This window comes from Pseudomonas sp. fls2-241-R2A-110 (assembly GCF_030209165.1).
Classification (GTDB): domain Bacteria; phylum Pseudomonadota; class Gammaproteobacteria; order Pseudomonadales; family Pseudomonadaceae; genus Aquipseudomonas.
Genome location: NZ_JARVSN010000009.1, coordinates 58,198 through 71,828, shown reverse-complemented (window position 1 = coordinate 71,828; position 13,631 = coordinate 58,198). Strand labels below are relative to the sequence as shown.

13 protein-coding genes are annotated in these 13,631 nt (G+C 61.0%); 9 read left to right on the top strand and 4 right to left on the bottom strand.

What is annotated here, in order from left to right; translation table 11 throughout:
- Position 1: 1 nt before the first annotated feature.
- The 9 genes from QRN31_RS07540 (at position 2) to QRN31_RS07500 (ending at position 10,458) form a co-directional block, all read left to right on the top strand.
- Positions 2 to 1,210, top strand: coding sequence for a CaiB/BaiF CoA transferase family protein (locus tag QRN31_RS07540; protein WP_285431153.1), 1,209 nt, complete (start codon positions 2 to 4; stop codon positions 1,208 to 1,210).
- A gap of 164 nt (positions 1,211 to 1,374) precedes the next feature.
- Entirely contained in the window at positions 1,375 to 2,418 is a 1,044-nt protein-coding gene (locus tag QRN31_RS07535) for a TRAP transporter substrate-binding protein (RefSeq protein WP_285431151.1), read from the top strand.
- 15 nt (positions 2,419 to 2,433) lie between these two features.
- Positions 2,434 to 4,332 (top strand): TRAP transporter large permease, encoded by a 1,899-nt coding sequence (locus tag QRN31_RS07530; protein ID WP_285431150.1) that lies wholly within the window; start codon positions 2,434 to 2,436, stop codon positions 4,330 to 4,332.
- A 40-nt stretch (positions 4,333 to 4,372) separates the two neighbouring features.
- Positions 4,373 to 4,831 carry a thioesterase family protein gene (locus QRN31_RS07525; protein WP_259154547.1) on the top strand — a complete coding sequence of 153 codons (459 nt, stop codon included), beginning with the start codon at positions 4,373 to 4,375 and terminating at the stop codon, positions 4,829 to 4,831.
- Between the two features lie 15 nt (positions 4,832 to 4,846).
- Positions 4,847 to 5,806, top strand: coding sequence for an amidohydrolase family protein (locus QRN31_RS07520; protein ID WP_285431149.1), 960 nt, complete (start codon positions 4,847 to 4,849; stop codon positions 5,804 to 5,806).
- Positions 5,799 to 6,740 carry an amidohydrolase family protein gene (locus QRN31_RS07515; protein WP_285431148.1) on the top strand — a complete coding sequence of 314 codons (942 nt, stop codon included), beginning with the start codon at positions 5,799 to 5,801 and terminating at the stop codon, positions 6,738 to 6,740. The genes QRN31_RS07520 and QRN31_RS07515 overlap by 8 nt, the downstream gene beginning before the upstream one ends.
- Positions 6,741 to 6,770: 30 nt before the next feature.
- A complete protein-coding gene (locus tag QRN31_RS07510; protein WP_285431147.1) occupies positions 6,771 to 8,348 on the top strand; it encodes an aldehyde dehydrogenase (NADP(+)) in 1,578 nt (525 codons plus the stop codon).
- A gap of 130 nt (positions 8,349 to 8,478) precedes the next feature.
- On the top strand, positions 8,479 to 9,051 hold the full coding sequence (locus QRN31_RS07505; RefSeq protein ID WP_222587188.1) for a PPC domain-containing DNA-binding protein: 573 nt from the start codon (positions 8,479 to 8,481) through the stop codon (positions 9,049 to 9,051).
- A gap of 99 nt (positions 9,052 to 9,150) precedes the next feature.
- Positions 9,151 to 10,458 (top strand): OprD family porin, encoded by a 1,308-nt coding sequence (locus QRN31_RS07500; protein WP_285431146.1) that lies wholly within the window; start codon positions 9,151 to 9,153, stop codon positions 10,456 to 10,458.
- A gap of 76 nt (positions 10,459 to 10,534) precedes the next feature.
- Here the strand turns inward: QRN31_RS07500 and QRN31_RS07495 are convergent, their stop codons facing one another.
- Genes QRN31_RS07495 through QRN31_RS07480 form a run of 4 tightly spaced genes read right to left on the bottom strand, consistent with a single transcriptional unit; the run spans position 10,535 to position 13,626 of the window.
- Positions 10,535 to 11,182 carry an amino acid ABC transporter permease gene (locus QRN31_RS07495; protein ID WP_222587191.1) on the bottom strand — a complete coding sequence of 216 codons (648 nt, stop codon included), beginning with the start codon at positions 11,180 to 11,182 and terminating at the stop codon, positions 10,535 to 10,537.
- 1 nt (position 11,183) lies between these two features.
- Positions 11,184 to 11,864 (bottom strand): amino acid ABC transporter permease, encoded by a 681-nt coding sequence (locus QRN31_RS07490; protein WP_222587192.1) that lies wholly within the window; start codon positions 11,862 to 11,864, stop codon positions 11,184 to 11,186.
- A 3-nt stretch (positions 11,865 to 11,867) separates the two neighbouring features.
- Complete coding sequence (locus tag QRN31_RS07485; protein ID WP_285431144.1) at positions 11,868 to 12,644, bottom strand: amino acid ABC transporter ATP-binding protein; 777 nt, start codon at positions 12,642 to 12,644, stop codon at positions 11,868 to 11,870.
- Between the two features lie 16 nt (positions 12,645 to 12,660).
- The gene (locus tag QRN31_RS07480) at positions 12,661 to 13,626 is read right to left on the bottom strand and encodes an ABC transporter substrate-binding protein (protein WP_285431142.1); all 966 of its coding nucleotides are present in this window, start codon (positions 13,624 to 13,626) and stop codon (positions 12,661 to 12,663) included.
- Between the last annotated feature and the right edge of the window lie 5 nt (positions 13,627 to 13,631).

Sequence of the window (13,631 nt, the reverse complement as noted above, 5' to 3'; positions counted from 1 at the left end):
CATGGGACCGCTGACAGGAATGCGCGTGGTAGAACTGGCTCACATCATGTCCGGCCCGGTGTGCGGGATGATGCTGGCCGACATGGGCGCCGACGTGGTGAAGGTCGAGAAAGTCCCGGACGGTGACGACTCGCGCCGCTTCTCGCCAATCATGGCCAGCGGTGAATCCGCTTCGTTCATGGTGGTCAACCGCAACAAGCGCGGCATTGGCCTGAACCTCAAGACCGAGGGCGGGCGCGACGTATTGCGCCGTCTGTTGATGGACGCCGATGTGGTCACGGAAAACTACCGCGCCGGCACCATGGAGAAATTCGGCCTCGGTTATGAAACCCTGAAAACCCTTAACCCCGGGCTGATCTACTGCGCGATCTCCGGTTACGGCCGCAGCGGGCCGTTCGGCGAAAAAGGCGGTTTTGACCTGATCGCCCAAGGCATGAGCGGCATGATGAGCATGACCGGTGAAGCCGGGCGTGAGCCGGTCAAGGCCGGTTCGCCGGTGGCCGACATCAACTCCGGCATCCTCGCCGCCCTCGGCATCTGCGCGGCCTACGCGGCCAAGCAGAAAACCGGTCTTGGGCAGATGGTCGACACCTCGCTGTTCGAAGCCGGCCTGCAACAAATGTACTGGCCGGCGGCGGCGTATTTCGCCGATGGCACCATCCTGCCGAAGATGGGTTCAGCCAACTCCACCAGCGCGCCGTATCAGGTGTTCCGCACCGCCGACGGCTGGATAAACATTGGCGCCGCCAACCAGGCCAACTACGAACGCCTGGTCGAAGCACTCGCCGTGCCGCAACTCAAGGCCGACCCGCGCTTCGCCAGCAACGCGTTGCGCATGGAGCATCGCCTGGCCCTGGTGGAGATCCTCAACGAAGTGCTGGTCGCGCGCACCACGGACGAATGGATGGTGCTGTTCGACAACCTCGGCCTGCCTGCCGGGCCTGTGCTGGACATCGCGGCGGCGCTGGCACATCCGCAAACCATCGCACGCGGCATGGTGGTGGAAACTGAACACCCTACCGAAGGCCGAGTGCGCGGCATGGGGCTGCCGATCCACTTCTCCGACATGGACAACGCCGCGCCACCGACCAGCCGCCCCGCTCCATTGCTGGGTGAACACACTCGCGAAGTGTTGAAGGAAAGTGGCTTCTCGGAAACCGAAATCGACGAGTTGATTCGATCCCAAGCGGTCGTAGCACTCGCATCCTGAACCACTTGTGGGAGCGAGCCTGCTCGCGATGCGGTGGGTCAGTCAGCATGGATATCGAGTCTGACGACCTCATCGCGAGCAGGCTCGCTCCCACAAGGAGCAGCGTTCACTTAACTGATTCGCTGTTTTATCAAAACAACAACAAAAACAAGAAGGTGAACATCATGAGCCGTATCTTGACCGAGTCCGTCAGCCGCCGATCATTTCTAGTGTCTGCCGGCGTCACCGTGGGCGGTGCATTCGCCGCCAACCTGCTGCCCTCCAGCGTCTTCGCCGCGACCAAACCGATTGTATTGCGCTACACCAGCAGCCTGCCCGACACCCATCCGCTGAATAAACAGATGAAGGCCGCGTCCGAAGCCATCAAGGCCGAAACCAACGGCGCGGTGGACCTGCAGGTGTACGCCAACGGCGCCATGGGCGGCGACACTGACATGCTGTCCCAGGTGCGTGCCGGCGCCATCGATTTCATTCCGCTGCCAGGCGCGATCCTCTCCACGCTGGTGCCGGCCATGTCGATTGAAAGCATGCCGTTTGCCTTCAAGGACTACGACAGTGTCTGGGCCGCGCTGGACGGCAAGCTGGGCGAACACGTCCGGGCCAAGACCGAGAAAGTCGGTTTGATCCCGATGGAGAAAGTCTGGAACAACGGTTTCCGCCAGATCACCAGTTCGACCCGACCGATCAACACCCCGCAAGACCTCGCCGGTTTCAAACTGCGCGTGCTGGTCAGCCCGTTGTGGACCTCGATGTTCAGCGCCCTTGGCGCCTCCCCGACCGGCATCAGCATCAACGAAACCTACTCGGCGTTGCAGACCAAAGTCGTCGACGGCCAGGAAAACCCGTTGGTGGTGGTCGAGTCCGCTCGTTTCTATGAAGTGCAGAAATACTGCTCCATGACTGACCACATCTGGGGTGGCTTCTGGATTGTCGCCTCGGGCAAGACCTTTCCGAAACTGCCAGCGGACGTACAGGAAATCGTCTCCCGGCAAATCAACGCCGCCGCCCTGGTGCAGCGCCAGCAGGTCATCGACCTCAACTCCAGCCTGGAACCGTCACTGACCGCCCACGGCATCACCTTCAACAAAGTTGACCGTTCGTTGTTCCGGGCGGACCTGCAATCCAAAGGTTTCTACACCCAATGGAAGGAAAAGTACGGCCCCGAAGCCTGGAGCTTGCTCGAGCAGTACGCGGGTCAACTGTCCTAAGCCGGAGACAAAGTCATGAAAAGCCAACTACCAATGACGGATGTTTCTCCCGCTGAAGGACTCAGCCCACACCAGGCCACATTTCGTCTGGGCCGCGCACTCGACACCGGGCTGCGCTGGCTGACTGAAGGCAGCGCGGCGTTGCTGGTGGTTATCGAAGTCTCGCTGCTGTTTTGCAATGTGTTCTCGCGCTACGTACTCAATCAACCCATTGTCTGGGGTGATGAACTGGCCTCGCTGCTGTTTCTGTGGCTGGCGATGCTCGGTTCGGTGGTGGCGATGCGGCGCGGCGAGCACATGCGCCTGACCTCGTTCATCGGGCGCTTGCCGCTCGAGAAGCGCGCCTTTGTCGACACCTTGGGCGCGGTGATCGTCATCACGTTCATCGGGTTGCTGTTCACCCCCGCCTGGGAATACGTCAGCGACGAGTGGATCATCACCACGGCGGCCCTGGAAATCCCCAACGCCTTTCGCGTGTCTGCTATCGCGGTCGGCTTGAGCCTGATGCTGATGACGTGTGTCGCGCGGCTGCTGACCAGCGCCCGGCTGATCGATTTCTCGGTGTCGGTGGCGATGCTGGCCTCCCTGGCCGGGTTGTTGTGGGCGGCTGAAGGTCCTCTGCTGCTGATGGGCAACTGGAACCTGGTGGTCTTCTTCATGATCGGCGTCATGGCCATGATCGTCATCGGCGTGCCGATCATGGTCGCGTTCGGCCTGGCGACCGTGGCGTACCTGTCGACCATGACCAGCACACCGCTGACCCTGGTGGTCGGGCGGATGGACGAAGGCATGGCGAGCCTGATTCTGCTGGCCATTCCGTTGTTTGTGTTCCTGGGTGCGTTGATCGAAGCGATGGGCATGGCCCGCGCAATGATCCACTTCCTCTGCTCGCTGATCGGCCATGTGCGTGGCGGTCTGTCTTATGTGTTGATCGGCGCGATCTACCTGATCTCCGGCATTTCCGGCTCCAAGGCTGCCGACATGGCGGCCATCGCCCCGGCGCTGTTTCCGGAAATGAAGAAACGCGGCGAGGATGAAAACGAACTGGTGGCGATGCTCAATGCCTCCGGCGCGATGTCGGAAACCATTCCCCCAAGCCTGGTACTGATCACCATCGGCTCGGTGACCGGGGTGTCGATTTCGGCCCTGTTCACCGGGGGTTTCATGCCGGCAGTGGTGGGCGCCATCGCGATGGCGGCAGTGATCTGGTGGAAAAACCGCAAAGGCGAGGTCACCACCGGCAAACGCGCCTCGGCCAAGGAAATCGGGCATTCACTGCTGGTGGCTTTACCGGCCCTGGCCCTGCCCTTCGTGATACGCACCGCTGTGGTCGAAGGCGTGGCCACCGCCACCGAAGTCGCCGCCATTGGCGTGGCCTACACCTTCATCGTCGGGTTGCTGTGCTACCGCTGCTTTGACTGGCGTCGGCTGTACCCGATCCTGGTCAGCACCGCGTCACTGTCCGGCGCGATCCTGATCATCATCGGCAGCGCGACCGCGATGGCCTGGGCGCTGACCCAATCGGGCTTCTCCCACCAATTGGCGCAAGTGATGTCGACCGTGCCGGGTGGTGCGCTGGGTTTCCTGATCATCTCCGCCGTGGCGTTCATCCTCCTGGGCAGCTTTCTGGAAGGCATCCCGGCCATCGTGCTGTTCGGACCGCTGCTGTTTCCGATTGCCAAGGCCATGGGCATCAACGACGTGCATTACGCAATGGTCGCGATCTTCGCCATGGGCCTGGGCTTGTTCGCCCCACCGTTTGGCGTGGGCTTCTATGCCGCGTGCGCCATCGCCAAGGTCGACCCCAGCGGCGCCATGCGTCGAGTCTGGCCGTATCTGGGCGCGCTTGTTGTCGCCCTCGGGGTGCTGATCGCCGTGCCATGGATCTCCATCGGTTTCCTGCCCGCCACCTGAATCATTTTTTGACTGACAGCACTCAAATACGAGGTTTCTCATGAATTTCTCCACGCTCGAAGCAGGCACCGCCACCGAACACAAACTGATCGTCGACAAGGAACGCACCATCTCGTTTCTGGGCGAAGACTTGCGCATCTACGCCACGCCTCGCTTGGTGAACGACATCGAACAAACGTGCCTGGACTACCTGCTGACCTTCCTCGATGAAGGCGAAAACACCGTCGGGGCCGCAGTCGATATTCGCCACGTGGGCGCGACGCTGCTGGGCATGTCAGTCAGCATCGTCGCCACGGTCACCCGCATCGAGGGACGCAGCGTCACGTTCAACGTCGAGGTACGCGATGACGTCGAACTGGTCGCGACGGCAGCCCATACCCGGGTTGTGGTGAACGTCGCCAAACTGCGCAGTCGCGTTCAGGCCAAGGCTGATGCGGCCGCCGCCGGCGAAGTCGAAGACGGCGTGCTCAGCCCTTCCCAATTCGCCGCCTCGCGCTGAACAAGGGCCTACGTCATGATCACGCTGCACGAACGCAATGGCTTGCCCAACCTTGCGGCCGAGGATGCGCTGCCGATTGTCGATGCTCACCACCACTTGTGGGACTTGGGCAACGGTCGTTATCCGTGGCTGCAAGACGAGTATCACGAGGATTTTTTCCTCGGCGACTATCGCAGCCTTTGCCGTGATTTCTTGCCGGAAGAGTTTCTCGCCCTGACCGAAAGACAACGATTGGTCGGCACGGTGCACATCGAGGCGGAACGGGCCCGCGATGAGCAGGTGGCCGAGACACGCTGGCTGGAACAGGTGAATGCCCGTTACGGCTTCCCGAATGCCATCGTTGCCCATGCCTGGTTCGACCGTGAGGACAGCGCGGAGATTCTTGCGGCCCAGGCTGCCAGGCCACTGGTCAAAGGCATACGCTCCAAACCCGTCACGTCGACATCGCCCGAGGTGTCGATTGCAGGCGCCAAGGGCACCATGCAGGACCCGAAATGGCTGGAAGGCTTTGCGCGCCTGGCCGATCACGACCTGTCGTGGGATTTGCGCGTGCCGCCGTGGCATCTGGTGGAGGCCGCTGAAGTGGCGGCGTTGTTTCCGCAGATCCGCATCGCGCTCAATCACACCGGTTTTGCCTGGGATCGCGGCCCGCAAGGCATGGCCCGTTGGCGCAAAGGCCTGGAAGCCCTGGCCCTGCAGAGCAATGTGCACATCAAGCTCTCTGAGTTCGGGTTGAAAGACTCGCCCTGGCACTACGACGACAACCGGATCGTGGTGCTGACCGCGCTGGAGATCTTCGGCCCCGAGCGCTGCATGTTCGCCAGCAACTTCCCGGTCGCCGGATTGCGCGCGTCCTACGACACGATTGCCGACGGCATGGCCGCGATGCTTGCGCCTCTGGGCCGCGCCGTTCAGGAAGCGGTGTTCGCCGGCAATGCACGACGTTTTTATCGCCTGGAGGAACAGCATGGATAACCGTGCACGCTTTCTGGCCAGTGGCGAGGATGCGGACTTGCCCATCGTCGACGCTCACCAGCATTACTTCGACATCGAACAGCATTACTACCCGTGGCTGAACGACCGGCCGTTGCGGCCCTTTCGCTACGGCGATTATTCGTCGATCTGCCGCAATTTTCTGCCTCAGGACTATCGCCGGCTGACGGGGCGCCATCGCATCGTCCAAACCGTCGTCATCGAAGGTGAATGGGACCCCGCGACGCCCGCCGATGAAGTGAGGTTTGTCGAGTCGCTGGCTCAAGACGAACCCACGCTGGCGGCGATGGTCGCGCAGGCCTGGCTCGATCGTGAGGACGCCGCGCAGCTCTTGCGCCAATACGCTGACCATCCGCTGGTGCGTGGCGTGCGCCACAAACCGGCGGTGACCAGCCTTGAAGCCTGGCGCGAAGATTTCGTCGCGCCAGGTTCGATGCGCGATCCGCGCTGGCGCGAGGGTTACGCCCAACTGGCCGCCAATGGCCTGCACTTCGAGTTGCAGGCGCCCTGGTGGCATCTGGCGGAAGCCGCCGAGCTGGCCAGGGATTTCCCGGACGTGACCCTCGTGGTCAATCACACGGCGCTGCCGGCGGATCGTTCGGAAGAAGGCTTGGCTGGCTGGCGGCAAAACCTCGCCTTGCTGGCGCGGGAGCCGAATGTCGCGCTGAAGATTTCCGGCATCTGCCTGCCGGGCAAGGCGTGGCCCGTGGAGGCGAACCGGGTCGTGGTCAACGATGCAATTTCGATATTCGACGTCAGCCGCTGCGCGTTTGCCAGCAATTACCCGGTGGACGGCGTCGTCAACGGCATGAGCGAGATCTTCGACGGCTTCAAAACGATTACCCGCGACCGTTCCCCAACTGATCGGCTCGCCCTGTTTCATGACAACGCCCGGCGCATTTACCGGCTTGCTTGACCCTCATTGAACAGCCCTTCAGGAGTTCCCATGTTTGAAGTTTCAGGCCACAACTACATCGCTGGCACGCGTTCCGCACAAGGTTCGACCACCTTGCAAAGCCACGACGCGCGCACCGGCGAAGCACTGCCATATCACTTCCATCAGGCGACCATCGATGAAGTGAATGCGGCCGCAGAATCTGCGGCCACGGCTTACCCGCGCTTTCGTCAACTGTCAGCTGCACGCCGTGCTCAGTTCCTGGACGCCATTGCCACCGAGCTTGAGGCACTGGACGACACGTTCATTGCCCTGGTGTGCCGGGAAACCGCCCTGCCCGCCGGCCGCATTCAGGGTGAGCGCGCCCGCACCAGCGGCCAGATGCGCCTGTTCGCCACGATGCTGCGTCGCGGCGATTTCTACGGCGCACGCATCGACCGAGCACTGCCGGACCGCCAACCGTTGCCGCGCCCCGATTTGCGTCAGTACCGCACCGGGCTCGGTCCGGTCTCAGTATTCGGCGCCAGCAACTTCCCGCTGGCCTTTTCGACCGCTGGCGGCGACACCGCCTCGGCGCTGGCTGCGGGCTGCCCGGTGGTGTTCAAGGCCCACAGCGGCCACATGGCCACCGCCGATTACGTCGCTGATGCAATCACCCGTGCCGCGAAAAAAACCGGCATGCCCGAAGGCGTTTTCAGCCTGCTTTACGGCAGCGTCGGTGAGGCACTGGTCAAGCATCCGGCGATCCAGGCCGTTGGCTTCACCGGTTCGTTGCGCGGTGGCCGGGCCTTGTGTGACATGGCGGCGGCACGTCCGCAACCGATCCCGGTGTTTGCCGAAATGAGCAGCATCAACCCGGTGGTGTTGATGCCCGACGCACTCAAGACACGCGGTGACAAGATCGCGGCCGAACTGAGCGCTTCCGTGGTCTTGGGTGCCGGTCAGTTCTGCACCAATCCCGGTCTGGTGCTGGGCATTCGCTCGCCCGAATTCAGCGCTTTCCTTGAACGCTTTAGCGCTCTGATGAGTGAACAACCGGCGCAAACCATGCTCAACAGCGGCGCCTTGAAAAGCTATTGCCACGGCCTCGACAACCTGCGAGCTCACCCCGGCATCACGCACTTGGCCGGCGCCGCGCAACAGAGCAATCAGGCGCAGCCGCAAGTGTTCAAGGCCGACGTCAGCCTGTTGATCAACGGTGACGAGTTGCTTCAGGAGGAAGTCTTCGGCCCGACCACCCTGATCGTCGAGGTCGCCGACCACGCCCAATTGCTCCAGGCCTTGCAGGGTTTGCGCGGCCAGTTGACGGCAACGCTCATTGTCGAAGACTCGGACACCGCGACCCTGGGCGATATTCTGCCGCTGCTGGAACAGAAAGTCGGACGTGTGTTGTTCAACGGCTATCCGACCGGTGTGGAAGTCTGCGATGCCATGGTTCACGGCGGCCCCTACCCGGCCACTTCGGATTCGCGCGGCACCTCGGTCGGGACGTTGGCGATCGATCGTTTCCTGCGCCCCGTGTGTTACCAGAACTGCCCCGACAGTTTGTTGCCGGACGCCCTGAAGAATGCCAATCCGCTGAGCATTGCTCGACTGGTTGACGGCATCAGTTGTCGCGATGCGCTGTAAGTCGCGCTAACCCGGCTTCAACTAACACCGATTGTTAACAACAACTCCCGCGCCTGTTGAACAACAGGCGCCGGATTCGCTCGTCCCGAAAACCGCTACACCCCACAACAACAAAAACAGAGGAAGTCTCATGCACGTTCAACTTCACCCGAAACACCGCGTTTGCAAATTGATGCTGGCCGTGGCCGCCGCCGTGATGATCAACACCACAGGCATGCAACTGGCCGCCGCCGAAACCACTCCCGCCGCGACGACAGCCCCCATGCAATGTGCCACTGAAGCCACACCGCGCTACACCAAGACCCCCACCGGCTACCTCATGGTCCTGCGCATGGGCGACAACGCCTTCAAGGAACTGACCAAGCTGGCCATCGCCGAAAAAATCCCCAGCGCCTCGATCACCGGCATCGGTTTCGGCAATGTGAAGTTCGGTTTCTGGAACAAGGACAAGAAAGACTTCGACGCCAAGACCTTGAACAGCGTCGAGATGGCGAGCATCACCGGTTCCGTGGCATGGAAGAACGATCAACCATCGATCCATATGCACGGCGTCGCCGGTGACGCCACGTTCCAGGCATACGGCGGCCACATCCTCGACTTCGAGGTCACCACCGGTTCGATGGAAATCACCGTGATCGTCCATCAACGTCGCCTGGAACGCGGCATTGACCCATGCATCGGCGCCAACGTGCTGGGTATTTAACTCAAGTTTCACGCTCCCGCAGGCCGTTTGCCTTGCCGGCATTCGCCACGGCGGGAGCCACTCTCCCCCTATTCAAACTACAAAAAAAGGGCGATTTCGATGAGCACTAAAACCACGGCGGTAACGATTGCACTGGGCGCCATTGCGCTGAGCACCCAGGCGCACGCCGACTTCCTGAGTGACAGTAAAGCCACCCTGGGACTGAGGAATTTCTACTTCAACAATGACAATCGCGACGGCACCGCCGCGCCTTCGAAAACCGAGGAGTGGGCGCAAGGTTTCATGCTCGATTACAAGTCAGGCTACACCGATGGCACCGTCGGTTTTGGCGTTGATGCATTGGGCTTGATGGGGGTCACGCTGGACAGTGGCAAAGGACGGCATGTCGGCAGTTCGATGATTCCTTCGGACAGCGACAACAGCGCCGTCGACGAATGGAGCCGGCTGGGATTGACCGGCAAGGTCAAGGTCTCGAAAACCGAACTGCGCCTGGGCACGCTGTTGCCGAAGTTGCCAATCCTGGTGGCCAACGACGGTCGCCTGCTGCCGCAGACCTTTGAAGGTGGCCAGGTCACCTCGGGCGAGTTCAAGGATTTGACCTTCACCGCAGGGCGAATCGAACACGCCACCGGTCGCGGTTCAACCGATCAGACGGGCTTGGCAGCGACCGGCGGCACCCGTGAAAGCAATGCGTTCGACTTCGCTGGCGGCGACTGGAAAATCACCAAGGACCTGACCGCGCAGTATTACTACGCCAACCTGGACGACTACTACACCCAGCAGTTTTTCGGACTGATTCACACATTGGACATCGCGGAAGGACAGTCACTGAAAACCGACTTGCGCTACTTCAAGACCGATTCTTCCGGCAAAAACAGCTCGGGCACCTCGGGCTACAAAATCAGCGGTTTCACCGAAGGTAACGATGGCGAGATCGACAATAAAACCTGGAGCGCCGCACTGATTTACACGGTGGGTGGCCACGGCATCACCGCCGGCTATCAGAGCGTTTCAAGTGGCAGCAGCTTCACCCAGCTCAATCAGGGCGGCCTGGCCAACAAGGGTGCTGGCGGCAGCAGTCTTTACCTGTACACCGACCGTTTGATTCAAACCTTCACCCGCGCGGGCGAACGCACCGCGTTCGGCCAATACGCCTATGACTTCGCGGCCATGGGCGTGCCCGGACTGAAAGCGTCCGTCATGTACCTCAGCGGGGACAATATCAAGACGACCTCGGGCGACTCCCAGAAGGAATGGGAGCGCGACATTGCCCTGGACTATGTGATTCAGTCCGGCTCGCTCAAAGGAGTGGGTTTTGGATGGCGCAACGGCAAGTCCAACAGCGAAGCGTCCCGTGACCAGGATCAGAATCGCTTGATCGTGAGCTACAGCATTCCCTTGCTGTAGAGCCACCGCGCGTACTGCAAGGTTTCAAGAGATCAGCGCTGAGTGGTCGTCAGCGCTGTTTTTTGGGGCTGTTTGATCAGTGTCGCGTCTTGCGCTCCAGCAATCGCACGCCCAGAGACAGCGGATAACACAGCGCAAAATAAATCGCGCCGACGAGGATGTAGATCTCCAGCGGCATGAAGTACACGGAACTCAAGTCCTGAGCCCGCAACATCAGATCGGGTGCCGCTATCAGCGAGGCCACTGAAGTGTCTTTCAACAGCGAGATCGCGACGTTGCCGATTGGCGCCAGCACGATACGGATGGCCTGGGGCAACACGACCCAGCGCAACACCTTCAGATGAGGCATGCCAATCGCCTTCGCCGCTTCCACCTGCCCCTTGGGCACCGCCTCCAGCCCCGAGCGGTAGATCTCCGACAGATAAGCCGCCGCATTCAATCCCAACCCGATCATCGCCGCCTGGAACGAACTGAACTGAACGCCGATTTCGGTCAGGCTGAAATAGACGATGAACAGTTGCACCAGAGCCGGGGTGCCGCGAAAGACCTCGATGTAGATCAGCGCCGCACGGCGCAATGGCCGGCTGTTTGACAGACGTGCCAGTGCCACCAGCAAACCGACAATCAAGCCGATGACCAGCGCCCCGAACGCCAACTGCAGCGTGGCCCAGGCCGCCGCCAGCAATTCGACATGGGTTGCTTCCCACAACTCGCCATAACCCATATCAGTTCTCCTTGACCACTTTGAGACGGCGTTCGGTACGCGCCGCCCAGTGGGACAGCACCAGGCTCAACACCAGGTAAATGGTCGCCAGCAGAAAGTAAATCAGGTTGGTCTGGTAGGTTTCGCTGACCAGCATCCGCGCCTTGAACGTCAACTCTGGCACCGCCGCCGCCGAGGCCAGCGAGGTGTCCTTGAGCAGCCCGATGGCGAAGTTGGCCATCCCCGGAATCGCCACCTTGAACGCCTGGGGCAGCACGATGATGCGCATCGCCAGGGAACGGGTCATGCCGATGGAATACGCCGCTTCGCTTTGCCCGCGATCGATGGTGCGGATGCTTGAACGGAACACCTCCGACAGAATCGCCGCGCCATTCAGGCCGAAACCGATGATCGCCGCGCCAATCGCCGGCAAGGTGATGCCGATGTAGGTCAGGCCGAAGTACAGGATGAACAGCTGGGTGAGGATCGGGACGTTGCGAAAAATCTCCAGGTAGACGCTCGCCACCAGGCTCAACACCCGGCTGCGGGAAAGACGCATCAACGCCAGGCAAAATCCCAACAACGTCGCCACCACAAACGCCGCCGCCGTCAGGCCGATCGTCGTCACTGCACCGAGGCCCAGCACATTCAAAAAGTACGGGAGCATGTCGATGGCTTTGTGCAGGGCAATGGAATCAAACATCGATCAATGCTCCTGCACGGCACGGATGAAGGAGCGGGTGCGTTCGATCTGGCTCTCGCGAAAGATCTGCCGGGGCGGCCCCTGTTCGACGATGTTGCCGTCGGCCATGAAGATCACTTGATCGGAGACGCTTTCAGCGAAGTGCATTTCGTGGGTCACGATAATCATCGTCATGCCCTCCTCCGCCAGCTTGCGCATGACCCCCAGCACTTCACCCACCAGCTCCGGGTCCAGCGCCGAGGTGGCTTCGTCGAACAACATTAACTTGGGCTGCATCGCCAACGCCCGGGCGATGGCGATGCGTTGCTGTTGCCCACCCGAGAGCTGTTCCGGGTAGACGTCTCGCTTGGCGAACATGCCCACCTTATTCAGCAGGTCCTCGGCCAGTTCAACGGCTTCGGCGCGGCTGCGCTGTTGCACCTTGAGCGGGCCGAGGATGATGTTTTCCAGCACCGAAAGGTGTGGAAACAGGTTGAAGCGCTGGAACACCATGCCGATTTCGGTGCGCATGCGCGCCAGTTCCTTGTCGCTCATGGGCACTTTGCGGGTGCCTACCAGTCGCTGGCCGATCAGTTCGTTATCGATGTAAATGTCACCTTTGGTCGGCTCTTCCAGGTAATTGACGCACCGCAGCAACGTGGTCTTGCCCGACCCGCTGGGGCCGATCAGCGAGATCTTCTGACCTTGCTGCACGCTGAGGTCGATACCCTTGAGCACGTCCAGGCTGCCGAAGGACTTGTAGAGTCCCTCGATGCGCACCAGTGGAGTTGATTCAGCCATGAGCTATATCCTCGACTCAGGCAAAGGCCTGACTGAAATCACGCGGCGGATGTTCGAATGGCCCGATCAGGCTGCCTTTCTCGTCACGGTCGACGCCGATGCGCGGGTCCTTGGCCGGAGGCACAAGGTAGTCAGGGTTCTTGATCCCGTACTTGGCGAGGATCGGGCGAATCTGATCCGTGGATTTCAACCAGCGCAGGCCCTGATTGATGCCATCGAACAAATCCTGGTTCTGCGGATGAACGCCCCAGATCGCCTCGAACTTGGCGGTCAGGCTGGGGAATTTTTCATCGTAGGACATAGGAATCTGTTTGAGCTTGAGGCTCGGGTCCTGAAGGATCATGTAGTCGATGGTCGGGGCGTCCAGCACCGCGAAATCCAGGCGTCCGGCGCGCACGTCACGTAGGCACGAGTCGGTGTTGTCGTAGAGCTTGACCTCCTTCACCCCCTCGATTTTCTTCATGTCCGGGATGGTGAAATAGCCGGTGATGGCGCCGATGGTGCGGCCCTTCACGTCGTTCACGGTGATAGCGGTGTCGAACGGTTCGCTGTCGCGCATGATCACGTAGGCGCCGGTGTAGAACACCGGGTCGGTCAACAGCAAAATCTTGGAACGCATCGGGTTCCAGGCGAAGTTGCCGCCGAACCAGTCGGCGCGCCCTGATCTCACGGCCTCGACCACTGCCGGGAACCCCATGGTCAGCACGTCGAGCTTGAGCTCGAGGCGATCGGCAATGATCTTGAGCAATTCCAGATCGGTGCCGACCGGAACACCTTCGCGCAACGCCCCCAAAGGCATGTCGCCCAGGCAAGCGGCGGTCAGATAACCGGGACGCACGGTCTTGATCGGTTGGCCGGCGGCAAAGGCGAAGGACATCGGGCCCATCGCACTCCCGACCAATGCCGCCAATGTGCCGTAGCCAGTGGCCTTGAGCAGGCCGCGTCGGGAAAAACCTTGGGAATCAAACTTGAAGTCGGACATAGATC

What these genes read in the sequence shown, in the direction of transcription:
- QRN31_RS07490 (WP_222587192.1), bottom strand. Translation starts at nt 11,864, where the DNA reads ATGTTTGATTCCATTGCCCTGCACAAAGCCATCGACATGCTCCCGTAC.
- QRN31_RS07485 (WP_285431144.1), bottom strand. Translation starts at nt 12,644, where the DNA reads ATGGCTGAATCAACTCCACTGGTGCGCATCGAGGGACTCTACAAGTCC.
- QRN31_RS07480 (WP_285431142.1), bottom strand. Translation starts at nt 13,626, where the DNA reads ATGTCCGACTTCAAGTTTGATTCCCAAGGTTTTTCCCGACGCGGCCTG.
- QRN31_RS07500 (WP_285431146.1), top strand. Translation starts at nt 9,151, where the DNA reads ATGAGCACTAAAACCACGGCGGTAACGATTGCACTGGGCGCCATTGCG.
- QRN31_RS07535 (WP_285431151.1), top strand. Translation starts at nt 1,375, where the DNA reads ATGAGCCGTATCTTGACCGAGTCCGTCAGCCGCCGATCATTTCTAGTG.
- QRN31_RS07505 (WP_222587188.1), top strand. Translation starts at nt 8,479, where the DNA reads ATGCACGTTCAACTTCACCCGAAACACCGCGTTTGCAAATTGATGCTG.
- QRN31_RS07515 (WP_285431148.1), top strand. Translation starts at nt 5,799, where the DNA reads ATGGATAACCGTGCACGCTTTCTGGCCAGTGGCGAGGATGCGGACTTG.
- QRN31_RS07510 (WP_285431147.1), top strand. Translation starts at nt 6,771, where the DNA reads ATGTTTGAAGTTTCAGGCCACAACTACATCGCTGGCACGCGTTCCGCA.
- QRN31_RS07495 (WP_222587191.1), bottom strand. Translation starts at nt 11,182, where the DNA reads ATGGGTTATGGCGAGTTGTGGGAAGCAACCCATGTCGAATTGCTGGCG.
- QRN31_RS07530 (WP_285431150.1), top strand. Translation starts at nt 2,434, where the DNA reads ATGAAAAGCCAACTACCAATGACGGATGTTTCTCCCGCTGAAGGACTC.
- QRN31_RS07520 (WP_285431149.1), top strand. Translation starts at nt 4,847, where the DNA reads ATGATCACGCTGCACGAACGCAATGGCTTGCCCAACCTTGCGGCCGAG.
- QRN31_RS07525 (WP_259154547.1), top strand. Translation starts at nt 4,373, where the DNA reads ATGAATTTCTCCACGCTCGAAGCAGGCACCGCCACCGAACACAAACTG.
- QRN31_RS07540 (WP_285431153.1), top strand. Translation starts at nt 2, where the DNA reads ATGGGACCGCTGACAGGAATGCGCGTGGTAGAACTGGCTCACATCATG.